At 52.6% G+C, this 24,238-nt stretch carries 20 protein-coding genes; 14 read left to right on the top strand and 6 right to left on the bottom strand.

The features are described 5' to 3' along the window. Positions 1 to 584: pyrroline-5-carboxylate reductase (proC, locus tag FDX03_RS02300; RefSeq protein WP_249356970.1), on the bottom strand; the 584-nt coding region annotated here is incomplete at its 3' end. Positions 585 to 772: 188 nt separating this feature from the next. Here proC and FDX03_RS02295 point away from each other — a divergent pair. The 4 genes from FDX03_RS02295 to ppnP all read left to right on the top strand — a co-directional run bounded on the left by FDX03_RS02295 (position 773) and on the right by ppnP (position 3,270). Then, positions 773 to 1,228 carry a YaiI/YqxD family protein gene (locus tag FDX03_RS02295; protein ID WP_101741820.1) on the top strand — a complete coding sequence of 152 codons (456 nt, stop codon included), beginning with the start codon at positions 773 to 775 and terminating at the stop codon, positions 1,226 to 1,228. A gap of 184 nt (positions 1,229 to 1,412) precedes the next feature. Next, complete coding sequence (gene aroL / locus FDX03_RS02290; RefSeq protein WP_048212458.1) at positions 1,413 to 1,958, top strand: shikimate kinase AroL; 546 nt, start codon at positions 1,413 to 1,415, stop codon at positions 1,956 to 1,958. Between the two features lie 278 nt (positions 1,959 to 2,236). Continuing rightward, positions 2,237 to 2,914: an AroM family protein gene (locus tag FDX03_RS02285; protein WP_061067404.1), complete on the top strand. Its 678-nt coding sequence runs from the start codon at positions 2,237 to 2,239 to the stop codon at positions 2,912 to 2,914. A 71-nt stretch (positions 2,915 to 2,985) separates the two neighbouring features. Beyond that, the gene (ppnP, locus tag FDX03_RS02280; RefSeq protein ID WP_003021477.1) at positions 2,986 to 3,270 is read left to right on the top strand and encodes a pyrimidine/purine nucleoside phosphorylase; all 285 of its coding nucleotides are present in this window, start codon (positions 2,986 to 2,988) and stop codon (positions 3,268 to 3,270) included. 50 nt (positions 3,271 to 3,320) lie between these two features. Here ppnP and rdgC read toward each other — a convergent pair whose 3' ends face one another. Continuing rightward, complete coding sequence (gene rdgC / locus FDX03_RS02275; protein ID WP_048212456.1) at positions 3,321 to 4,232, bottom strand: recombination-associated protein RdgC; 912 nt, start codon at positions 4,230 to 4,232, stop codon at positions 3,321 to 3,323. 91 nt (positions 4,233 to 4,323) lie between these two features. On the opposite strand from rdgC, the gene mak reads away from it, so the two are divergent. Then, positions 4,324 to 5,232 (top strand): fructokinase, encoded by a 909-nt coding sequence (gene mak / locus FDX03_RS02270; RefSeq protein ID WP_137345419.1) that lies wholly within the window; start codon positions 4,324 to 4,326, stop codon positions 5,230 to 5,232. Between the two features lie 4 nt (positions 5,233 to 5,236). On the opposite strand, the gene araJ is transcribed toward mak, so the two are convergent. The 3 genes from araJ to sbcD all read right to left on the bottom strand — a co-directional run bounded on the left by araJ (position 5,237) and on the right by sbcD (position 10,946). Further along, a complete protein-coding gene (araJ, locus tag FDX03_RS02265) occupies positions 5,237 to 6,409 on the bottom strand; it encodes an MFS transporter AraJ (protein ID WP_115644356.1) in 1,173 nt (390 codons plus the stop codon). A 194-nt stretch (positions 6,410 to 6,603) separates the two neighbouring features. Further along, positions 6,604 to 9,747 (bottom strand): exonuclease subunit SbcC, encoded by a 3,144-nt coding sequence (gene sbcC / locus FDX03_RS02260; protein ID WP_137345418.1) that lies wholly within the window; start codon positions 9,745 to 9,747, stop codon positions 6,604 to 6,606. Further along, positions 9,744 to 10,946 carry an exonuclease subunit SbcD gene (gene sbcD / locus FDX03_RS02255; RefSeq protein WP_137345417.1) on the bottom strand — a complete coding sequence of 401 codons (1,203 nt, stop codon included), beginning with the start codon at positions 10,944 to 10,946 and terminating at the stop codon, positions 9,744 to 9,746. Before sbcD ends, sbcC begins: the two co-directional genes overlap by 4 nt. Positions 10,947 to 11,136: 190 nt before the next feature. Here sbcD and phoB point away from each other — a divergent pair, with 190 nt between their 5' ends. From phoB to malZ, 6 genes are all read left to right on the top strand, one after another. Beyond that, the gene (gene phoB / locus FDX03_RS02250; RefSeq protein WP_003021496.1) at positions 11,137 to 11,826 is read left to right on the top strand and encodes a phosphate response regulator transcription factor PhoB; all 690 of its coding nucleotides are present in this window, start codon (positions 11,137 to 11,139) and stop codon (positions 11,824 to 11,826) included. A 50-nt stretch (positions 11,827 to 11,876) separates the two neighbouring features. Beyond that, positions 11,877 to 13,172 carry a phosphate regulon sensor histidine kinase PhoR gene (phoR, locus tag FDX03_RS02245; protein ID WP_137345416.1) on the top strand — a complete coding sequence of 432 codons (1,296 nt, stop codon included), beginning with the start codon at positions 11,877 to 11,879 and terminating at the stop codon, positions 13,170 to 13,172. Between the two features lie 406 nt (positions 13,173 to 13,578). Beyond that, entirely contained in the window at positions 13,579 to 14,898 is a 1,320-nt protein-coding gene (gene brnQ / locus FDX03_RS02240; protein WP_040232748.1) for a branched-chain amino acid transporter carrier protein BrnQ, read from the top strand. Positions 14,899 to 14,979: 81 nt separating this feature from the next. Beyond that, positions 14,980 to 16,353, top strand: a complete 1,374-nt coding sequence (gene proY, locus FDX03_RS02235; protein ID WP_048212450.1) for a proline-specific permease ProY — start codon at positions 14,980 to 14,982, stop codon at positions 16,351 to 16,353. 296 nt (positions 16,354 to 16,649) lie between these two features. Continuing rightward, complete coding sequence (locus tag FDX03_RS02230) at positions 16,650 to 17,864, top strand: hypothetical protein (RefSeq protein ID WP_137345415.1); 1,215 nt, start codon at positions 16,650 to 16,652, stop codon at positions 17,862 to 17,864. Between the two features lie 144 nt (positions 17,865 to 18,008). Further along, positions 18,009 to 19,826, top strand: coding sequence for a maltodextrin glucosidase (gene malZ / locus FDX03_RS02225; RefSeq protein WP_137345414.1), 1,818 nt, complete (start codon positions 18,009 to 18,011; stop codon positions 19,824 to 19,826). Here the strand turns inward: malZ and FDX03_RS02220 are convergent. Further along, positions 19,820 to 20,722, bottom strand: coding sequence for a LysR family transcriptional regulator (locus FDX03_RS02220; RefSeq protein ID WP_061067412.1), 903 nt, complete (start codon positions 20,720 to 20,722; stop codon positions 19,820 to 19,822). The genes malZ and FDX03_RS02220 overlap by 7 nt on opposite strands. Before the next feature lie 273 nt (positions 20,723 to 20,995). Between FDX03_RS02220 and FDX03_RS02215 the strand changes: the two genes are divergently transcribed. The 3 genes from FDX03_RS02215 to FDX03_RS02205 all read left to right on the top strand — a co-directional run. Further along, entirely contained in the window at positions 20,996 to 21,637 is a 642-nt protein-coding gene (locus tag FDX03_RS02215) for a hydrolase (protein WP_048212446.1), read from the top strand. A gap of 172 nt (positions 21,638 to 21,809) precedes the next feature. Further along, a complete protein-coding gene (locus FDX03_RS02210) occupies positions 21,810 to 22,355 on the top strand; it encodes an antibiotic biosynthesis monooxygenase (RefSeq protein ID WP_005125120.1) in 546 nt (181 codons plus the stop codon). Positions 22,356 to 22,376: 21 nt separating this feature from the next. Continuing rightward, positions 22,377 to 24,238: amidohydrolase (locus FDX03_RS02205; protein WP_137345456.1), on the top strand; the 1,862-nt coding region annotated here is incomplete at its 3' end.

Below are 24,238 nucleotides of genomic sequence, written 5' to 3'. Positions count from 1 at the left end.
ATGCCGCCCTGAACGGCGGCATCCGCCATGGCTTCGATAAACATAAACACATAGGCCGGGGCTGAACCACTGACGCCAACGACCGGGTGAATCATCGATTCTGCGATGACTTCGGCTTCGCCAAAGCAGCGGAAAATATTCAACACGTCAGCAGTATCTTCCGGAGTTACCAGCGCATTTGGGGTGACGGACGTCATTCCTGCATTGACCAATGACGGCGTGTTAGGCATTGCGCGGATAATTTTACGGTCATGACCCAGTGCGCGGGCGAGTTGATCGAGGGTGACGCCCGCCGCAATGGATACCACCAGGGAATCTTTGTTCAGGCTGGAGGTGATTTCACTCAGCACCTTAATCATGATGCCTGGCTTCACGGCACCAAAGACAATATCTGCAATCTGCGCGACTTCTTGCGCAGATTGCGCCGCATTTATGCCGTACTGATCGTGCAGTGCTGCGACTTTATCGGGAGAGGGGGTATAGACCCAGATTTGTCCGGGGAGTACCTGGCCGCTGGCGATCAGGCCGCCAAGAATCGCTTTACCCATATTTCCGCAGCCGATAAAACCAATTTTCTTGTCCATCTTGTCACTCCCTATGCGTGATATTCATTGTTTATACCCATAATCCTTCAAGTAACTTGAATTATTTAGGGTAAATCTGGGAAAGCTAAGCTTAGCGCGGAATGAAGGCGTTCAGAAGAAGAAACAGCGCTTTGCCTGAAAGTAAAAGCACGAGACAATGTGCAATTGCACATGTGTCTGGAGGTGTTATGACGATTTGGGTGGATGCGGATGCGTGTCCGAATGTGATTAAAGACATTTTATATCGGGCCTCCGAGCGGATGCAGATGCCGCTCATTTTGGTCGCCAATCAGAGTTTGCGCGTTCCGCCTTCGCGTTTTATCCGCACCTTACGTGTTCCGGCCGGGTTTGATGTCGCCGATAACGAAATTGTGCGCCAGTGCAGCGCTGGAGACCTGGTTGTCACGGCGGATATCCCGCTGGCCTCTGAAGTCATTGAAAAAGGCGCTGCGGCGCTCAACCCGCGCGGTGAGCGCTATACCGAGGCAACGATCCGTGAACGTCTGACGATGCGTGATTTTATGGATACGCTGCGTGCCAGCGGGATCCAGACCGGGGGACCTGACAGCCTTTCGCCGCGTGACAGGCAACATTTTGCGGCTGAACTGGACAAGTGGTGGCTGGAAGTTCAACGTAGAAAATAATAATTGTAATTTATTTTTTACACTTTCTTCGTTGTGAATTCTTGTTATAGTAGGGTTTAATCAATTTTATCGCCTTATTGGAATATATTCTTTACACTTTGGCGACGTACTAGTTTGATGGTATGATTATAACTTTAACAGCATCAGATCCCGCTTACCTGCGGTTCTCTGGGGAACTTCTGTGATGACACAACCGCTTTATCTTGTTGGCCCCCGGGGGTGTGGTAAGACGACAACCGGTATGGCGCTGGCGAAAGCCATCGACTTTCAGTTCGTTGATACCGATCGCTGGTTGCAATCACATCTGCAGATGACGGTGGCTGAAATTGTTGAAAGAGAAGGATGGGAAGGTTTTCGCGCCCAGGAAACGACCGCCCTGCAGGCCGTTACGGCCCCCTCAACAGTCGTAGCGACCGGCGGCGGTATTATTCTTACTGAATATAATCGTCACTACATGCGTAGTCACGGCATGGTCATCTATTTAAACGCACCAGTATCGGTACTGGTAAACCGCCTGGAAGAGGCGCCTGAGGAAGGATTGCGCCCGACGTTAACTGGCAAGCCATTAACCGAAGAAGTGCAGGAAGTGCTTGAGCAGCGCGATGCGCTGTATCGTGAAGCGGCGCATTATATTGTTGATGCGACGAATGAACCTTCGCAGGTTGTGGCTGATATTCTTGTGATACTGTCGCAAGCCCGGTCACGGCTACAGGGCGGAGCTTATTGTTAAGGGCTTCCCGATATAGACCGACCTTTCCACTCCATCCCGGGCGTGCAGACATATTATCTGTCCTCTGCCGGAGCGTGCCTGTATCACAATTTTCGAACCTCCTGCTATACCGCGGAAAGTGAAAATTAAGCGATAACAATCTAGTACTGGAATGATTAGGAATCTTTACACTATGCATCGCCGATCTGCTGCTACGCTTTTGAGCATTTGTAGCGCAGGTCAGTACCCGGCATTTGTCCGGGAATTCACGGCAAAGTAAGAAGATGGTGGAGCAACAAATGAGTACGTCGTTGGCTATCCTCACGATTGGTGTTGTGCCGATGTGTGAGGTGTTACCGCTCCTGACGGAATATATCGATGAACAACACATTACTCACCACAGCCTGCTGGGACAGATGCGGCGAGAAGATGTGATGGCCGAGTATGCGGTCTCGCCCGGCGACGAGTCGTTATTGACGCTACTGAGCGACCATCAACTGGCTCATGTCTCGCGCCAGAAAGTCGAGCGCGATTTGCAAAGTATTGTTGAAGTGCTGGATAACCAGGGTTTTGACGTTATTTTGCTGATGAGCACGGCCTTAATTACCCGCCTGACGGCCCGCAATAGTATCCTGCTGGAGCCTTTACGAATTATTCCTCCCCTGGTGGCCTCAATTGTGGAAGGGCACCAGGTTGGGGTGATTGTGCCGGTCGCCGAGTTGCTCCAGGCCCAGGAACAAAAATGGCAGGTGCTACAGACGTCCCCCGTCTATGCCGTGGCAAACCCGATTCACGGTTCTGAACAACAGCTGATTGATGCCGGAAAAGATCTGCTTGAGCAGGGTGCGGATGTGATCATGCTGGATTGTTTGGGTTTTAACCAACGCCATCGTGATTTACTGCAAAAGTCGCTGGATGTCCCGGTTCTTCTGTCTAACGTACTGATTGCCCGACTGGCATCCGAGTTGCTCGCTTAATTTTGCGTGACAGGTACAACGCCAGGCCCCTATATTGGTTATCAACTTAATCACGAGATAGGGCCAGTTGTATGCTTCAAAGTAATGAATACTTTTCCGGCAAAGTAAAATCGATCGGTTTTACCAGCAGCAGTACTGGCCGCGCCAGCGTTGGCGTTATGGCTGAAGGTGAATATACCTTTGGTACTGCGGCGCCTGAAGAGATGACGGTCGTCAGCGGCGCACTGAACGTGCTGCTGCCGGGGGAAACAGAGTGGAAAGTGTATGCCGCAGGGGACGTGTTTAACGTACCGGGCAACAGTGAGTTTCATCTGCAGGTGGCAGAGCCAACATCCTATCTTTGCCGCTATCTGTAAGCGTAAAAATAGCGAATGGCGACACTGAGCCGCCATTCGGTAAACACGGCTTAGCGCTGCGCTTCGCCGCCTAGTCCTTCCACCAGGCTTTTAATCAGCGCCGCCAGTTCACCTGTCATCAGGATAAAATCGGCATCAAAACGTTGAGCATAATCTTCGCGGTCGATATCTTCGTTCTGATCGCGCAGCTCGTCGCTAAACTTCAGACGTTTAATGGAGCCGTCGTCACACATAACGAACTGAATGCGCTGCTGCCAGTCGAGGGCCAGTTTGGTGACCAGTTTGCCTGCTTCGATGTGTACGGCAATTTCATCGCAAACCAGATCCTGTTTCTTCGCGCGGATCACGCCGCCGTCTTCCAGCATCGCTTTCAGTTCGGCTTCGTCCAGTAACTGGAATCCCTGTGCCGTTGTGCCGGAGCGAACCCATTCGGTCAGCGTTAGCTCAATAGGATTTTCCATCGTCAACGGGACAACCGGCAGTGAACCGAGGCTTTTACGCAGCAGTGCCAGCGTATCTTCCGCTTTCTTCGCGCTTGCACAGTCGACAATGATCAGATCGTTGACGGTGTCGATCCACATCATTGTCTGGCTGAAGCGGCTAAAGGCGCGCGGCAGCAATGAGTGCAACACTTCATCTTTCAGCGAGTCTTTTTCGGTCTTTTTGAGCTTGCGACCCTGCTCAGCTTCCAGTTTGATTATTTTTGCTTCCAGCGCCTGTTTGATAACCGGCGACGGCAGAATTTTTTCTTCTTTGCGGGCGCAGATAATAATTTGGCCATTGGCGGTATGCGTTAATGCATCGCTGTGCGATCCCATCGGCGGAACCCAGCCCATTTTTGCCATATCCTGGCTACCGCAAGGGGTGAACGTCATTGATGCCAGCTGTTTTTCCATCTCTTCGGCACGCAAAGAAACATCGCGGCTAAGACGGTAAACCATTAAATTTTTGAACCACAGCATGATAATTTCCACGGCCTTGTCGTTAAATCCAGCGGGCATGATAGCGAATTGTCGCTATGCTTGCATTGTTAATCGGGAAGAGGAGCAAACAGTGCGTATAGGTATCGATTTGGGCGGTACAAAAACGGAAGTTATCGCGCTTGGCGATGCAGGCGAACAGCTTTTTCGCCATCGCCTGCCGACGCCGCGTGATGATTATCGACAAACCATAGAAACCATCGCCGCGCTGGTGGAGATGGCGGAAAAAGCCACCGGGCAGACGGGAACCGTAGGGATGGGCATTCCCGGTTCAATTTCGCCCTACACCGGAGTGGTGAAGAATGCCAACTCGACCTGGCTTAACGGGCAGCCTTTTGACAAAGACTTAAGTGCGCGTCTGAACCGCGAAGTCCGCCTGGCAAACGATGCTAACTGCCTGGCTGTGTCTGAAGCGGTCGATGGCGCAGCGGCGGGGGCGCAGACCGTGTTTGCGGTGATAATTGGTACCGGTTGTGGTTCCGGCGTGGCGCTGAACGGCCGGGTGCATACCGGTGGGAATGGCACGGCGGGCGAGTGGGGGCATAATCCGCTGCCGTGGATGGATGATGATGAGCTGCGTTATCGGCAGGAAGTACCCTGTTATTGCGGTAAACAAGGCTGCATTGAAACCTTTATCTCAGGGACCGGTTTTGCCACTGATTATCATCGCCTGAGCGGGAACCCGCTAAAAGGCAGTGAAATTATCCGTCTGGTAAACGAACAGGATGCGCTGGCGGAACAGGCGCTGAGCCGATATGAATTACGCTTGGCGAAATCATTAGCGCATGTGGTGAATATTCTCGACCCGGATGTCATTGTGCTGGGCGGGGGAATGAGCAATGTCGACAGGCTGTATCAACACGTTCCGACGTTGATGAAGCAGTTTGTTTTTGGCGGTGAGTGTGAAACGCCTCTGCGCAAGGCGTTACACGGTGACTCCAGTGGCGTGCGCGGCGCGGCCTGGCTGTGGCCGCAGGCATAAACGTTTATGTCGCGGGTGCAACCTGTTGTTGCACGCCGCGTTTCAGGCGACCATAGATCAGCAGTGATGACATCGCGGTAAAAGACAGTAGAGCCGCAGGGATCGTGACGTAGTTGTAGGCAAAACCCAACGTCAACATTAAGCCGCCGAAGTAAGCGCCAATTGCGCTACCCAGATTAAAGGCCATTTGCCCACCGGCCGCCCCCAGCAGTTCACCGCCCTTCGCGTTTTGTAGCAGTAAAATTTGTAGCGGTGCTGATAGCGCGAATAGACCCGCACAGCAAATAAAGGCGAACGTCAGCGAGGCGGTTTTGATGCCGCCGAATGCAAACAGCAGCAGCAGGGCCAGTACAATCACAAAATCAGTTACTACCGCAATGCGTAGCGGCGTGTAGCGACCAGACAGTCGACCGCTCAGCAGGTTGCCCAACACCATCCCCAGCCCAACCAGCATCATGATGAAAGTCATCAGCGTTTCGGAGAAACCAGAGATGTACATCATGTAGGGTTTTACGTAGCTGAACCAGGCAAAAACACCGGCGTTCCCAAACATGGTGGCGGAGAAAATGAGCCACGGTGCGGGACTTTTCAGAAAGTGAAATTGCTCGCGTAGCCTGCCTTTTGCTTCGTCGCGGAGGTTGGGTACCCAAAACATAACCGACAGAATAACGGCAATGTTAAACACGGCAATCAGCAGAAACGTGTAGCGCCAGCTAAATGTCTGACTCAGCCAGGTGCCAACAGGAATGCCAATCAGATTGGCGACGGTCATGCCGGAAATCATGCCCGCTACCGCGGCGGTAACTTTACCAGGGCGCGCCAGCTTTGACAGGATAATCGCGCCGACGCCAAAAAATGCCCCGTGTGGAAACCCGGAGACCAGCCGGCCTACCGCCAGCATAAAATAGCTGGAAGAGAGGGTGAAGATGGCGTTACCGACGACACAGAGTGTGACCAGAAACAGCAGAATATGCTTAAGCGAAAAACGATTGGAAAACACGGCAATAATGGGTGCGCCGATGACAACGCCAAAGGCGTAAAACGAAATCATATGGCCAGCATCGGGGATGGATATGCCCACGTCACGCGCCAGTTCGGTTAAGACGCCCATAATGCCAAACTCGGCCATGCCCAGCCCAAACGTCCCGAGGGCTAAAGAGAAAATGACTTTTTTCATACTACCTGCCAACAATAAAGACGCAGGATGTGCGCCACAGCGCTGAATGCTCGCCGTCAATAAAGGGATAGCTTGCGGATAAGCGAAGTGGAATGCCATTCCATATCCGCCCCTGAGTATGCAATATTGTGCTACATAGCGTGCCGGATGGCGTTAGCGCTTATCCGGCCTGTGAAACCACACCCACAGGGTGATTACTCCACTGCAAACATCTTGTCGAGTTTGCTGTAACCTAATCCATTGATTTTTTTAACCTTGATTTGCACGGGAATACGTTCTTTCATCGCTTCAACGTGGCTTATCACGCCAATGGTCTTGCCAGTGGCGTTCAGGGCATCCAGCGCGTCGAGGGCGGTATCCAGCGTTTCACTGTCCAGCGTGCCGAAACCTTCGTCGAGGAACAGGGAGTCAATACGTGTTTTGTGACTGACCAGGTCGGACAACGCCAGCGCCAGCGCCAGGCTCACGAGGAAGCTCTCGCCGCCGGAGAGCGTGCGGGTATCACGCACGGCATCGGCTTGCCAGGTATCCACCACTTCAAGTTCCAGCGCCTCACTGGCCTTGCGTTGCAACAGATAGCGACCGTGCAGGCGGGTTAACTGGTTGTTGGCCAACCAGACCAGGTTATCCAGCGTCAGTCCCTGGGCAAATTTGCGGAATTTATCACCTTCTTTCGAACCGATCAGCGCATTCAGGTAACCCCAGTCTTCGACCAGCAGTGAGGCCTTTTCAATCTCTTGCATCAGGGTCTGCTGCTGCTGGCGGTTTTCGGCATCCTGCCTGAGCTGCTGGCGAATTTCGCCCTGGCGCGTGGTGTTATCCCGCAGTTGTTGCGTGAGCTGCGCCAGTGCATCGCGAAGATAGTCCACGGTGAGTGTGAGATCCGCGCCGGCAGGCGGTTGCTGCTGATGCGTTGCCAGCGCCTGCTGAGCCTGGTTAAGCAGCGTTTGCGCCTGTTGTAGCTGGCCTTCCAGCGATTGCTTAAGCTGCTCAAGATGGTTAAACGCCTCTTCATCAAGCAGGGCGGCAAGGAAGGTGTCGCGATCGTCAAAAACACTGGCCTGCAATGCGCTATCAAACTGTGCCTGAATCTCTGCTGCGCGTTGTGCCTCCTGGGCTTCCTGCTGTTGCAACGATTGCCACTGGCCCTGTAATGAGAGGCAGTCATCGTGCACCTGCCGCCAGTTTTCCAGCGCCAGGCTTTCTGTCGTTTCTTCCTTCGCGCCGGTTTCGGGCAATGTTTCCAGCAATGGCGCAAGCTGTGCCATTTTCGCCTGGAGCTCGGTCAGTTCATTTTGGCGACGCTGCCACATCTGCGCTTCGCCCACACGTGCGTTAAGCCAGGCGGTGATATCGTCATCGGCAGGAAGCGACAGACCGTAGCGGGCTAATTCAGCGAGAAGCGTAGTCTGCCGCTGTTCAATATGCAGTTGAAGCTGGGTTATCTGTTCAGAATGTGCAGTAATTTGTGCCTGCAGGGCATGACGCAGGCTCAACTGGTGAAGCTGTTGTTCGTGTTCTTCCTGGGCTGCAAGCCAGGGGGCGATATCATCCTGCGGTTGCAACGTTATGTTCAGACTGGTAGTCAGCGTCTGCCACTCTTTAGTAAGTGCTTGCTCCTCCTGAGAAAGCGTCTGTACCTCGCGTTCATCGCGCTGTAGCTGTTGGGTTATCGCGTCGAGCTGCCCGCGTAGCGTTGACCCCTCATCGGCCAGCGTTTTGACCTCTTTTTCTAATGCCTCACGCCGCGCCTGATTGACGCTGAGTTCGAGGGTCTGATAGTGCTCAATGGCCGGATGCGTCGTGGAGCCACAAAGCGGACAAGGCTGTCCGGATTGCAGTAAAGCACGCTGGCTTTCCAGATCTTTAATCCGTGCTTCCTGTTCGCAGAGCGTTTTCACATCGGTCAGATGCTGATTTTTATCTTTATAGCGCTGACGTTTTTCTGCCAGGGCCGCGTTGCGTTGTGCTTGCTCCTGCTGGCGCTGCTGAATTGTGGTGCGTAGCTGTACCAGTTGTTTTTGTTTCGGCGCAATTTGTCCATGCAGATTGCTCAGTTGCTGGCGTAATGGACGCAACTGTGAGTGCTGCGCCAGCGCTACCGTGACCTCTTGCGCGCTAAGGGCCAACGAGGGAAGCGGCAGTGCATCCAGCTTGCGCACGTCGCTGTCGCGTAGTTTTTGCCACTGACGTAGCTGCTCGTTAGCGTCAGATTGCTGTGCCAATAGCGCTTTCCATCCTGCCAGTTCGCTGCTCCATAAGCGGAAACGGTCATGTTCGTTCAGCCAGTCGGTTAGCGCCTGCTGTTCGGTGAGCAGGGTCGCCGACTGTTTTTGTGCCTGCTGACGGATGCGCCCGCGCAGCGCTAAGCTGCTTTGTAAGCGAGCATTCACTTCCTGAATATTCTGTCGTGTTCGGCGGAGCGTGGCGGATTGTTCCTGAATTCGCTCCCAGTACGGACTCAATGCTCTGGCGGGATGTGCCAGGCTGAGTGTCGCCAACTGCGGTTGTGCTTTATCTTGCGCCTCTTTTGCGGTCTGTAATGCTTGCTGGTGGCGGCTTACTTCTGCCTGCAGCTCATTTTGTCGGATGAGCCAATTAAGATGCTGTTGCTGGATTTGCTGACGGGTAAGATGCTGTTTTTCTTCGTCAGTAAGTACCTGCAAACTTTCTGTCAGAGACTGTACCTGCTCTGGTGCTAACAGCGCCACGCCGCTGGCCTGGGCCTGCAGTTTTTCCAGCTCCGTACGCGCGGCTTTGTGCTTTTCAAACACCATGGCGGAGATTTGGCCGTAAATCTCTGTGCCGGTCAGCTCTTCCAGCAGTTCGGCGCGCTCTTTCGGTTTGGCATTGAGAAATGCGGCAAACTGGCCCTGAGACAGCAGCATCGAGCGGGTAAAACGGCCGTAATCCAGCCCGGTAAGCTCGGCGGTCATTTCCAGCTTGTCTTTAACTTTATCGGCGAGAATTTTGCCATCGGCGCAACGAGCCAGTTCGACACGCGGAACCTGCAGGTTACCTTCTGGTTGATTGCGCGCCCGGTTCTGGCTCCAGAATGCGCGATAGGCTTCGCCTCTGACTTCGAATTCAACTTCGGCCAGACATTCCGCCGTATCGCGAGTCATCAGGTCGTTTTGCGACTGCGATACGGTATTGAGTCGTGGTGTTTCGTGGTACAGCGCGAGGCAAATGGCGTCCAGTAGGGTGGTCTTCCCGGCACCGGTTGGACCGGTGATGGCGAACAGCCCGTTGCTGGCAAAAGGCTCTGCCGTGAAATCAACTTTCCATTCCCCTTTCAGAGAGTTGAGGTTTTTCAGACGCAGGCTGAGAATTTTCATGCTTCGGTCTCCCCGGCGAGCGTGTGTAAGGTTGTGCTAAACAGCTGATTCAGGCGCTCACGCTGTGGATCGTCGAGTTCTTCCAGTGCCAGACGGCGGTCAAACACCTCCGTCACGCTTAATTCACTCAACGTTTCACGTCGTTCATTGGCCATGATGCGCTCGCGTTGTTCACGACTACGACGCACCAATAAGACTTCTACCGGTAAGTCTTCGGTCAGAGTCTGGATTTTGCGCTGCATATCATGCAGATAGTCATCGGTCGCGATTTCTATATCTAACCACACCGGCGGTTCCTGTTGCGTGCCACGCCATTGTTCCAGCTGTGCGCTAATTGTCGCTAAATCGCCTTTCAATACGGCAAGTTGTTGGGTTACGGGTACGATGAGGTTTTCAACGGCGCTCAGCTTACCGTTTTCAAAGTTCACCAGGTGGACGCATTTGCTTTTGCCGCACTCGTCAAAACTCAGTGCAATCGGGGAGCCGCAATAGCGAATATGTTCCGTACCGCCGATGACCTGTGCCCGGTGAATATGTCCCAGCGCGATGTAATCCGCCGGTGGGAAATTTTGTGCCGGAAAAGCATCCAGCGTCCCAATATAAATATCGCGTACGGCGTCACTTTTACTGGCGCCGACGGTGGTCAGATGCCCTGTCGCAATAATTGGCAGACTCTGGTCGCCACGCAGCGCGCAGGCGTCCTGATATTGCTGTTGGTAATAGTCGGTGATTGCACCTAATAAATGCTGCTGTTTTTCTTGCCCGGTCAACCCAGCCTGGCTGGTAATGATGTCGCGCGGACGTAAGAAAGGAACCGGACACAGGATAGCCCCCGGCGTGCCGTCGCGTTGCGGCAGTACCTGCGGCGCATGGCCGGCGCTGGCAACGACCGTGGTGTTGAGGAACGCCAGAATATCGCGAGATTCATTGAGTGTGGCAACGGAGTCATGGTTTCCTGCCAGCACGACCAGATGACAGCCTGTTTGCTGTAGGTTGACAACAAAACGGTTATACAACTCGCGGGCGTAGCTTGGCGGTGAACCGGTATCAAAAATATCACCTGCCACAATAATGGCATCCACCTGATGGGATTGTGCCGTTTCCAGCAGCCAGTCGAGAAAGGCCTGGTGTTCAGCGGCGCGGCTCTTGCTGTAGAAATTTTGGCCCAGATGCCAGTCAGACGTGTGGAGGATGCGCATAAGAGTTCCATGACAAAAAAACGATGGCGGAGATTATAACCTTGCAAGGACGGTAATATCTTGTTTCCGGGCTGTCATAATTCGCCTGGCTGCGTTAAACCTGGACTATCTTTTCATAAATCTGTCATAAAAGTGACGCATAATGCCACGGTATTGATGGCAAACGATTTAATTATAAACAGGGCAAATCATGGCGAGACGTATTCTGGTCGTAGAAGATGAAGCTCCAATTCGTGAAATGGTCTGCTTCGTGCTCGAGCAAAACGGTTTTCAACCCGTAGAAGCCGAAGACTATGACAGTGCTGTGAACCAACTTAATGAACCCTGGCCGGATCTCGTCCTGCTTGACTGGATGCTTCCCGGCGGCTCGGGTCTACAGTTTATTAAACACCTCAAACGGGAAGCGATGACGCGGGATATCCCCGTGATGATGCTGACGGCGCGCGGTGAAGAAGAAGACCGTGTGCGGGGTCTGGAAACCGGCGCGGATGACTATATTACTAAGCCGTTCTCTCCGAAGGAGCTGGTGGCGCGTATTAAAGCCGTTTTACGACGTATATCACCGATGGCGGTGGAAGAGGTTATTGAGATGCAGGGGCTAAGCCTTGATCCGACCTCGCATCGCGTGATGACCGGCGAGGATCCGCTGGATATGGGGCCGACCGAATTCAAACTGTTGCACTTCTTTATGACCCACCCTGAGCGCGTCTACAGCCGTGAACAACTCCTCAATCATGTCTGGGGAACCAATGTCTACGTGGAAGACCGGACAGTGGATGTGCATATCCGCCGCTTACGTAAAGCGCTGGAGCACAGCGGACACGATCGTATGGTGCAGACGGTTCGCGGGACGGGATATCGTTTTTCTACCCGCTTCTGACTGACAAGAATCATGGCCTGATGGATTAGGCCGTAAATGGAGTAAGACGTTTGCTAGAACGATTGTCATGGAAAAGGTTGGTACTGGAGCTGATCCTGTGCTGCATACCGGCATTTATCCTTAGCGCTTTTTTCGGTTACCTGCCCTGGTTTTTACTGGCGTCGGTAACGGGCCTGCTTATCTGGCATTTCTGGAATCTATTACGTTTGTCCTGGTGGCTATGGGTCGACAGAAGTATGACGCCCCCGCCGGGGCGCGGCAGTTGGGAGCCGCTGCTGTACGGCCTGCATCAAATGCAATTGCGTAACAAAAAGCGCCGTCGCGAATTGGGTAACCTCATTAAACGCTTTCGCAGCGGCGCCGAATCACTGCCCGACGCAGTGGTGCTAACCACCGAAGAAGGCGGGATTTTCTGGTGTAACGGACTGGCACAGCAGGTTTTAGGGTTACGCTGGCCGGACGATAGCGGGCAAAATATCCTTAATCTGCTGCGCTACCCGGAATTCACACAATATCTGAAAACACGCGACTTTAGTCGGCCAATTAATCTGGTACTCAACACTGGACGGCATCTGGAAATTCGCGTGATGCCCTATACCGATAAGCAACTGCTGATGGTGGCGCGCGACGTTACGCAGATGCATCAACTGGAAGGTTCCCGACGTAACTTTTTCGCCAACGCCAGTCATGAGCTGCGCACGCCGCTGACGGTGCTGCAAGGCTATCTGGAAATGATGCAGGAGCATCCGTTGGAAGGGACAACGCGCGAAAAAGCGCTGCATACCATGCGTGAACAAACGTACCGTATGGAAGGGTTAGTGAAGCAACTGCTAACGCTGTCAAAAATTGAGGCTGCGCCGACGCTGCAACTGAATGAGAAGGTCGATGTGCCCATGATGCTGCGCGTGGTTGAGCACGAAGCGCAAACCCTGAGCCAGCAAAAACATACGTTTACTTTTGATGTTGATAACAGCCTGAACGTGCGGGGCAACGGGGAGCAGTTGCGTAGCGCTATCTCGAATCTCGTCTATAACGCGGTGAACCACACCCCTGCGGGAACGCACATTACCGTACGCTGGCAGCATGTGGCCTCGGGGGCGGAATTTTGTGTGGAAGACAACGGTCCAGGTATTGCCGCCGAGCATATTCCACGCCTGACCGAGCGTTTTTATCGCGTAGATAAAGCGCGATCGCGGCAAACGGGCGGTAGCGGACTCGGGCTGGCCATCGTTAAGCATGCCCTGCATCATCACGACAGCCGTTTGAATATCGACAGCGAACCAGGCCAGGGAACGCGATTTAGTTTCGTGATCCCGGAACGTTTAATTGCCAAAAATAGCGGTTAAAACGTATTCGTAAGTTTATCTTTCCAAAAGCCAGCGCGAGCTGGCTTTTTTGTTGTAGTCAATAAATAGCTCCTGAATTTTACGACGGTTGATTGTTTTTTGTTCGCATGATTACCCATGTCTTTTTCCAGGGAATGGTGTTTTGTGCTGGTTCAATTTTTCATATCACTATATTGTTCTGGTTTTTAGATCCCACCTTGCTTTAAAACGTTATAAGCGTTTAAATTGCGCATCAAATGCTGTCATACCGACTGCATTTACGCGGTAAATCGAAAAACTATTCTTCGCCGCGCCAGGCCGGGAGAATTTCCCGCTGGAATTGCTTAAAAATGCCGCTGTATCATCCCGCAGGGAAAGGCAGAAAATTAAACGTTTTCAACACCACATCCACAGGCAGTAAGACTTTATGACCCATCAGTTAAAATCGCGCGATATTATCGCACTGGGATTTATGACATTTGCACTGTTCGTTGGTGCAGGTAACATTATTTTCCCCCCAATGGTTGGTTTGCAGGCAGGCGAGCACGTCTGGACCGCGGCCTTTGGCTTCCTGATTACCGCCGTAGGCCTTCCGGTACTTACCGTGGTCGCATTGGCGAAAGTGGGCGGCGGTGTGGACAGCCTGAGCACGCCTATCGGTAAAGTTGCCGGTCTGCTGCTGGCTACCGTCTGCTATCTGGCCGTGGGGCCATTATTCGCCACGCCGCGTACCGCAACGGTTTCGTTCGAAGTTGGGATTGCACCGCTGACCGGTGATTCTGCGCTGCCGCTGTTCATCTACAGCGTGGTGTACTTCGCGATTGTGATTCTGGTGTCACTGTATCCCGGCAAACTGCTGGATACCGTGGGCAACTTCCTTGCTCCATTGAAAATTCTGGCACTGGTTGTGCTTTCCGTGGCGGCGATTGTCTGGCCAGCGGGCCCGATCAGCAATGCGATGGAAGCCTATCAAAACGCGGCATTCTCGAATGGCTTTGTGAACGGCTATCTGACGATGGATACGCTGGGCGCGATGGTATTTGGTATTGTTATTGTTAACGCCGCCCGCTCGCGTGGCGTTACCGAAGCGCGTTTGTTGACCCGTTACACCGTCTGGGCTGGGCTGATGGCGGGCGTGGGTTTAACGCTGCTGTACCTTGCGTTGTTCCGTCTGGGTTCAGACAGTGCGACGTTGGTCGATCAATCTGCTAACGGTGCGGCAATTCTGCATGCGTATGTTCAGCACACCTTCGGTGGTGCAGGCAGCTTCCTGCTGGCGGCGCTGATTTTCATCGCCTGTCTGGTCACCGCGGTTGGCTTGACCTGTGCGTGCGCAGAGTTCTTTGCCCAGTATGTTCCACTGTCTTATCGTACGCTGGTATTTATCCTCGGCGGCTTCTCGATGGTGGTCTCTAACCTGGGCCTGAGCCATCTGATTCAGATCTCTATTCCGGTGCTGACGGCTATCTATCCGCCATGTATCGCACTGGTTGTATTAAGCTTTACCCGCTCATGGTGGCATAATTCTTCCCGCGTCATTGCACCTGCGATGTTTATCAGCCTGATTTTTGGTATCCTTGATGGCATTAAAGCTTCTGCAATTGGCGATGTCTTACCAGCCTGGACCCAGCGTTTACCGCTGGCGGAGCAGGGGCTGGCGTGGTTGATGCCAACAGTCGTGATGGTGGTCCTGGCCGTTATCTGGGATCGCGCAGCGGGTCGACAAGTGACCTCCAGCGCACACTAATATCACTGACAATAAGTTTTAACCACGGGGCTATTAATATGGCCCCGTGGTTTTTTTATTGTGTTAACAGGTTAGGAATCGATGGAAAGTAATAACAAGCTAAAGCGTGGGCTGAGCACCCGGCACATTCGCTTTATGGCATTAGGTTCAGCAATTGGTACCGGGCTGTTCTATGGTTCAGCCGATGCCATCAAAATGGCGGGGCCGAGCGTGTTGCTGGCCTATATTATCGGCGGCGTGGCGGCGTATATTATTATGCGTGCGCTGGGCGAAATGTCTGTTCATAACCCGGCTGCCAGCTCTTTCTCGCGCTATGCGCAGGAAAACCTCGGACCGTTGGCTGGTTACATTACCGGCTGGACCTACTGTTTTGAAATCCTGATTGTCGCCATTGCCGACGTGACAGCCTTTGGTATTTACATGGGCGTCTGGTTCCCGGCCGTACCGCACTGGATTTGGGTACTCAGCGTAGTGCTGATTATCTGCGCCATCAACCTGATGAGCGTGAAGGTGTTTGGCGAACTGGAGTTCTGGTTCTCATTCTTCAAAGTCGCCACCATCATCATCATGATTGTCGCCGGTTTCGGTATCATCATTTGGGGGATTGGCAACGGCGGGCAACCGACTGGTATCCATAACCTGTGGAGCAACGGTGGTTTCTTCAGCAACGGCTGGCTCGGCATGGTGATGTCGCTGCAAATGGTGATGTTCGCTTACGGCGGGATTGAGATTATCGGGATTACCGCAGGCGAAGCCAAAGACCCGGAAAAATCTATTCCGCGCGCTATCAATTCCGTACCAATGCGTATCCTGGTGTTTTATGTGGGGACGTTGTTCGTCATTATGTCTATCTACCCGTGGAACCAGGTCGGTACCGACGGTAGCCCGTTCGTTATGACGTTCCAGCATATGGGCATTACCTTTGCAGCCGGGATCCTCAACTTTGTCGTCCTGACTGCGTCGCTGTCGGCCATCAACTCTGACGTCTTCGGTGTGGGGCGTATGCTGCACGGTATGGCAGAGCAGGGCAGTGCCCCGAAAATGTTCGCCAAAACGTCGCGTCGTGGCGTGCCGTGGGTAACAGTGATGGTGATGACCATCGCGCTGTTGTTTGCGGTGTATCTTAACTACATCATGCCGGAAAACGTCTTCCTGGTGATCGCTTCGCTGGCAACGTTCGCCACGGTTTGGGTGTGGATTATGATCCTGCTGTCGCAGATCGCCTTCCGTCGTCGTCTGCCGCCGGAAGAGGTCAAAGCGCTGAAGTTTAAAGTACCGGGTGGGGTAACGACGACCGTTGTTGGCCTGATTTTCCTGGTCTTTATCATCGCTCTGATTGGCTATCATCCGGATACCCGCATTTCGCTGTACGTCGGTTTTGCGTGGATTCTCCTGCTGCTTGCAGGCTGGGTATTCAAACGCCGTCGCGAGCGCCAACTGGCTGAAGTGCAGTAATTTTTTTACTGGGTGGTAATATTGGTTCGTAGTTGAATTTGGCAATTGCTCTTTATTTAAAAAACGAAGTTGAATAATCAACTTCGTTTTTTATTTGTATAAACATGGTGAATATTTAGTGTTTAATAATGAAAGATAATAATCATTTTCTTTGTTTGCCATCAAACTATTATGAGCGTTTTTTGAAAGTTTGATGATGGTTTTTATGTTATTTTTCTGCTGCTTTATGGTTTTTATATGCCTTCTTGTAAAGTATAACTATTATTTATTATTAATGAGATTAAATGAGGATCTTTATGGGTATAAATGATATTCCAGCAGACTGCTCTACAAAGAGTAGAACTCATAATAACCCTGGAGTTAGGGGTAATAGTATATGTGATGTTTCTGTCTTTAACTCTAAAACTAACAAATTAGTTGGAGTGGCAAATAGTGGACAAACACCCACAAATATTAGTGGTTTAATATCACAAGGACCACGGTCATTACCACAGGCCGCTATAAAGAAGGCCAGTATAGCGATTTGTGTGCCGAAACCTTCACCAGGAGCGGTACGCGCGCAGGCGTCGGTGCAGACCCCTCCGCCGGTGCCGCCCCGTACAGATGTGCACAAGCAGGTGTCGGTGCAGACCCCTCCGCAGGTACCGCCCCGTACAGATGTGCACAAGCAGGCGTCGGTGCAGACCCCTCCGCAGGTGCCGCTCCGTACAGATGTGCATAAGCAGGCGTCGGTGCAGAATACCCCACGACCTGCCCCCCCTGGAGCAGAAGACTTGCGGAGGTCGGAGTTAAAACGTGAAGTTCTTCTACAGCCAGAAACAAAGGTAATGAGTAATCCAAAGAGCCATGTAGCGAAAAATGCAACTATTCAAGCGGAGAATGTCGCTAAGGTAAAAAACGACGTTGTAAAGAAAAATAGTGTTCCAGAAAAAAAATCACTTAAGGATAAAATCCTGCAACTTAAGAATAAAATCCTGCAATTTTTTAGTATTCACCACAGCAAGGATGCCTTGCTAAATCTGGAACAGAGAAAAGCTTTAGCTTATGAAAATAGGGACTTAATTAATAAAGGTGTTAGGAATATTCTTGCTCTCGATGTGCCTCAAAGTAATGAATCAACACGTCTTGAAGCATTTGGGGTTTTTAGGATGGCGCATCGCGAAGCCAATAACACTCAAACATATTTTCAACAAACCATAAATAAAATGGCTGAAGGTAATGGAGATCTGTTTAATGGTGGTGACGATGTAGTTGCTTTCTTTAATATATTCAAATATGCCATCAATCAGGCATACAGTGAAATGAAAAGTGGTCAAGACAAGGAGACAGCCAAGGATGCTTTCAACGAAATGGTGTCATTGCTCGGTTCAATGCAACAGCATTTTGCCAATGCCGATAAAAATACCTATAACTTTAATAATGTAGCGCAAGTTATGTTCAGTGATATGCCTGAAGCGCTCTCCCATCTAAATTTGGAAAAGCCTACTTTCAATTTGCCTGATGGCCAATAAGTATTCATTGTTTACCGGGTAGCCTGACGTTATCCGGTAATTTTCTCCTCCCCCGCACTCCTCCCCCAATAAACGTTAAGATGATGAGTGATCCTGTACTTCGCTATGGCAAGGTGTCGTCATTATCATCAAAGGGGATACGTGATGTTGAACGCCTGGCACCTTCCGGTTGCCCCATTTGTGAAGCAAAACAAAGATCAACTGACGATTACGTTATGGCTGGCGGGGGAAAATCCTCCTCAGCGGGTGACGCTACGCGCGGAAAACGATAACGAAGAAATTTCTCTGAGCATGCACAAACTGCGTAGCCAACCGCAGCCGGGCGTGAACGCGTGGCGAGCGGCGATCGATCTTACCAGCGGGCAGCCCCGCCGACGCTATAGCTTTAAATTACTCTGGCGCGATCGCCAGTTGTGGTTCACCCCGCAGGGATTCAACCGCTTTCCGCCTGCGCGTCTGGAGCAGTTTGCTGTTGATGTACCGGATAACGGTCCGCAGTGGGTTGCCGATCAGATTTTTTATCAGATTTTCCCGGATCGCTTTGCCCGCAGCCAGTTGCGTGAAGCGACTCAGGATAACGTCTATTACCACCACTCGGCCGGACACGACATCGTGCGGCGCGAATGGGATGAACCGCTTACGGCTCAGGCCGGTGGTTCGACGTTTTATGGCGGAGATTTGGACGGCATCAGCGAGAAACTGCCGTATCTGAAGACGTTAGGGGTAACGGCGCTGTATCTGAATCCGGTGTTTATCGCGCCGAGCGTACATAAATATGATACTGAAGATTACCGCCATGTTGATCCGCAGTTTGGCGGCGACAGGGCGCTGCTGCGCCTGCGTCACAATACGCAACAGCAGGGCATGCGGCTGATTCTGGACGGTGTCTTTAACCATAGCGGCGATTCGCATGCCTGGTTTGACCGACATCATCGCGGGACGGACGGGGCGTGCCATAACCCACACTCCCCCTGGCGCGACTGGTACCATTTCTCTGCTGATGGGGTTGCGCTGGACTGGTTGGGGTACTCAAGCCTACCCAAACTGGACTTTTCCTCTGAAAGCCTGGTAAATGAAATTTATCGTGGCGAAGACAGCATTGTTCGCCACTGGCTAAAAGCACCGTGGAGTATGGATGGCTGGCGTCTGGATGTCGTGCATATGCTGGGAGAGGCCGGTGGCGCACGTAATAACTTGCAGCATGTCGCCGGAATTACGCAGGCGGCGAAAGAAACCCAGCCAGAGGCGTATGTGGTGGGTGAACATTTTGGCGATGCGCGTCAGTGGTTGCAGGCCGATGCGGAAGATGCCGCCATGAACTATCGCGGTTTTACTTTCCCCCTCTGGGGATTCCTCGCCAATACCGATATTTCATACGACCCACAATCTATTGACGCTCAGACCTGTATGGCGTGGATGGATAACTACCGCGCGGGGTTGTCGCATCAGCAGCAGTTGCGGATGTTTAATCAGCTCGACAGCCACGATACCGCCCGTTTTAAATCTCTGCTTGGTAAAGACGTTGCACGGTTACCGCTGGCGGTGGTGTGGCTGTTTACCTGGCCTGGCGTGCCCTGTATTTACTACGGCGACGAAGTGGGGCTGGATGGAAATAACGATCCTTTTTGTCGCAAACCGTTCCCGTGGCAACCTGAAAAACAGGACGCTGACCTGCTGGCGTTGTATCAGCGTCTGGCCAAATTACGTCACCAGATCCAGGCGCTACGCCACGGCGGGTGCCAGGTGATTTACGCCGAGGATAACGTGGTGGTGTTTGCACGCGTGCTAAACCGCCAGCGCGTGTTGGTGGCGATAAACCGCGGCCACGCTTGTGAAGTCGTGCTGCCAGCCTCACCGTTGCTCAATGTCAGTCAATGGCAGCACAAAGAGGGCAAAGGCCAACTCGTCGATGATATCCTGACGCTGCCCGCAATATCGGCTTCAGTCTGGATGAGTCATTGATACAAGCGCGCAATTTCCCCACTGGCCAGCAGCGCGTCTCGCCACCAGCGCTGCGCCAGTCCTTCGCTACTATTGCGCCATGCCATATAGGCGACGTCTTTTTGACGAAATGAGATAACCTTCTTTTCCACCAGTTCACCGCTGGCAATCCATGGGCTGGCAATGTGGCGGGGGAGAAATCCGCAGCCCATTCCCGCCCGCAGCAGCATCACCTTACTGTGGAAATCATCGACGCGAATTTGCGCCTGTTCATCCATCAGGTTGGTCTGTAATGGGTGGCAAAAGCGAGCGCTGTCGCTGATAACAATCGCCCGGTGCAGACACAATTGCTCATTCGTCAGGTCATCAGGCGCGCTCGCCAGCGGGTGTCCTGGGGCGACGACAAAGACATTGTCCAGCGTGCCGAGCATTTTGTAGGACCAGGCCGCTGACGTTGGTGGTTCATTAATTGCGCCGAGGATAATATCCGCCCCGTTATGGGTCAGCTCTTCCCATGAACCCGCCAGCGTGTGGTGGGTGAAGTTGAGACGGGTCTGTTTATTAAGTGCATGAAATTCATCAATAATAGGTAGCAGCGCGGCAAAGGGAAAGGAATCATCGAGCGCTATTGCCAGCTCCTTTTCCCAGCCGGAACTTAGCTGTATTGCCTGCTTTTCGAGATCTTTTGCCGCACTCAGCAGTAGACGCCCCTTTTCCAGCATCATCCGTCCGGTGTCGGTGAATTTTGCCCGGTGTCCGGAACGGTCAAGCAATTCGATGTTCAGATCGCTTTCCAGCTTCTGAATCATATAGCTGAGTGCCGCAGGGGTTTTAAACAGCGATTCGGCCGCCGCAGCAAATGACCCCTGTTTGTCGAGTGCGTCGAGGATCAGCAGAACATCCAGATTGAGGCGCATAAGCAGAAAATATCCTGAAAATTAAACCTCTCTGTTTTACCGAATGGAGAAAAACAATGCCAGTGAATAAATTAGATGGGTCATGCGCATTTTTTTGATGTTGTTTAGGATATATCGCAACACAGAACGAATAGTTTCACAGGACGGTAAGTTTTCTTTAATAACTCGTTAGAAATTTCCCGCTATACTCAACAAGCTTTCTGATTCAGGATCCTGCTGCTGACGGCAGATACAGACCGTTACCTTTTAACTTATTGATTAAGAAGGTGTGCTATGTCTATTCGGGAACTGATTGACCCTCAAAACTCTACGCTAATTTTTATTGACCATCAGCCGCAAATGTCATTTGGTGTGGCGAATATTGATCGCCAGACATTGAAAAATAATACCGTTGCATTAGCCAAAACCGGGAAAATATTCAATGTTCCAGTAATTTATACTTCAGTAGAAACGAAAAGTTTTAGCGGATATATCTGGCCGGAATTGTTAGCTGTTCATCCTGATGTGAAACCGATTGAACGCACCTCGATGAACTCCTGGGAAGATGCAGCCTTTGTTAAGGCGGTAGAAGCGACCGGGCGTAAAAAACTGATTATTTCCGCGTTGTGGACCGAAGTGTGCCTGACCTTCCCGGCGCTGATGGCGCTGGAAGCGGGCTACGAAGTGTATGTGGTAACAGACACTTCAGGCGGCACGTCGGTGGATGCCCATGAACGTTCCATCGATCGCATGGTGCAGGCGGGTGCTGTACCTGTGACCTGGCAACAGGTTCTTCTTGAGTACCAGCGCGACTGGTCCCGCAAAGAAACCTACGACGCCGTTATGGATTTGGTGCGTGAACACAGCGGCGCCTACGGTATGGGTGTGGATTACGCGTATACCATGGTGCATGGCGCGCCGGAACGTAAAGCCTGAATACACGCCATCTTTCATGTTGCCTCTTTGTTGGCTTAGTTTGCGTACCCCGGTCACTGACTTATGTAAGTGACCGGGGCTACACAATCTTGCCGCCTCGATGTTTCACGAATAATTGTGTATTGCTTTCATGGCTTAAGCAGGTCAATTTCCCTTTAGCAAGGAACCTTTCATGGCGCAGAACAAACATGTGACGTTGGTAATTACTCACACCCTGCGGCCTGACCAGGCGCAGCGTTATGAGCAGTGGTTGGGGAAAATCATGCCGCTGGCCGCCGAGTTTCCCGGACATCTTGGGGCGAATGTCATTCGACCCACAGATGGACAAAATCTGTGGAACATCATCATTCGCTTCGACACCCTTGAGCATCTGTATAACTGGACTCAATCTGATACGCGCCGGGAGCTGGTTGAAGAAATTGCGCCGCTGCTGGCCGAAGGCGATAAAACAGAAGTGCGCACCGAAGCGGCCTTCTGGTTTACGCCGCCAGCCCCCCATGTACGTCAGCCCAAACGTTGGAAGCAGTTTTTGATAACGCTGCTGGTGATTTTCCCCAGTACCAACCTGGTGCCGTGGCTGACCGGCATTCTGCTGCCTTCAATGAAAGGCTCGTTACTCCTGCATCTGATTAATGATGCCTGTGTGGTTGCGCTGGTGGTCTGGTTGTGGATGCCCATCGTAACCCGTCTGTTTGCCGGATGGCTGAAAAAAGCCTGACCGGTTTCTCAGGAGATTGTTATGTCTCAAACTGCCACACTGATTCTGACTCACGGAAAAATTCATACTCTCGAAAAGCAAAGCCCGCAGGTAGAGGCGGTGGCGATCGCTAACGGGAAGATCCTCGCGACGGGTAGTCACGATCGGGTAATGAGCTTTGCGACCGACGGTACGCAGATTGTCGATCTGCAGGGACACACCGTGATTCCGGGTTTAAATGATTCGCACCTGCACCTCATTCGCGGTGGGTTGAACTACAACCTGGAGCTGCGCTGGGAAGGTGTCCCATCGCTCGCAGATGCGCTGCGCATGCTCAAAGAGCAAGCCGATCGGACGCCGTCTCCGCAATGGGTGCGGGTGGTCGGCGGCTGGAGCGAGTTTCAGTTTGCCGAACGGCGCATGCCAACCCTGGAAGAACTGAATGAAGCTGCTCCGGATACCCCGGTTTTTGTTCTGCATCTCTACGACCGGGCTTTGCTGAACCGCGCTGCGTTGAAAGCCGTCGGCTACACCAAAGCGACGCCGGATCCGGCGGGCGGTGAGATTGTGCGTGACAGCAACGGCAATCCAACCGGAATGTTGATAGCCAAACCGAACGCCATGATCCTCTATTCGACGCTGGCGAAAGGGCCAAAACTGCCGTTAGAGATGCAGGTTAACTCGACCCGCCAGTTTATGCGTGAACTGAACCGACTGGGGCTGACCAGCGCCATCGATGCCGGCGGCGGCTTCCAGAACTACCCGGAAGATTACGAGATCATCGAGCAACTGCACGCGAACCAGCAGATGACGGTGCGTATTGCCTACAACCTGTTTACCCAGCGTCCGAAGCAGGAAGTGGAAGACTTTGAGCGCTGGACGGATATGCTCAAACCCGGGCAGGGAACCGATTTCTATCGTGCTAACGGGGCAGGGGAAATGTTGGTCTTCTCGGCGGCTGACTTCGAAGATTTCCTGCAGCCACGCCCGGATTTACCGGAAGGGATGGAAGAGGAACTGGAGCGTGTGGTGCGCCACCTGGTGGAACATCGTTGGCCGTTCCGCCTGCATGCCACCTACGATGAATCCATCAGCCGCATGCTCGACGTGTTTGAGAAGGTGAACCGTGACATTCCGTTCAATGGCCTGCACTGGTTCTTCGATCACGCCGAAACGATTACTGAACGCAATATCGAGCGGGTAAAAGCGCTGGGCGGTGGCATTGCAGTTCAGCACCGTATGGCATTCCAGGGCGAGTATTTTATCGATCGCTATGGCAAAGAGGCGGTTAAACATACGCCGCCGGTGGCGAAAATGCTGGCGGCTGATGTGCCGGTTGGCCTGGGTACCGATGCAACGCGCGTGGCAAGTTACAACCCGTGGACAGCGTTGTACTGGCTGGTATCAGGACGCACCGTTGGCGGTATGGCGATGTATGATGATAACAACCGCCTGGCGCGCGACGTGGCGCTGGAACTGTGGACAGCAGGCAGTGCCTGGTTCTCCAGCGAGCAGGGTAAGAAAGGGCGTATTGAAAAGGATCAACTGGCAGATCTGGTGGTGCTGTCAAAAGACTATTTCAGCGTGCCGGAAGAAGAGATCAAAGGCATTGAGTCGGTGATGACGATTGTCGACGGCAAGGTTGTTTATGCCGCCGGACATTTCACCCCACTGGCACCGCCGGCCATCCCGGTTGTACCTGACTGGTCGCCGGTAGTGAAGGTGCCGGGGCACTATCGCTCAGCGCCGCCGGTTGCCGCGAAGGTTGGGGCAATGGTGCAGATGCATCAGTGCTGCGGAAGCTGTGGTGTACATGGCCATCAGCATGATATTGCGCGTAAATCAGGGATAGCGGTATCAGATGATCGGGCCTTCTGGGGTGCGCTCGGTTGTTCCTGCTTCGC

Origin of the sequence: Citrobacter sp. wls827 (genome assembly GCF_005280875.1) — a bacterium.
Taxonomy (GTDB): Bacteria; Pseudomonadota; Gammaproteobacteria; order Enterobacterales; family Enterobacteriaceae; genus Citrobacter; species Citrobacter youngae.
The sequence above is the reverse complement of the archived record's forward strand: the minus strand, read 5'-3'. Positions and strand labels throughout refer to the sequence as shown.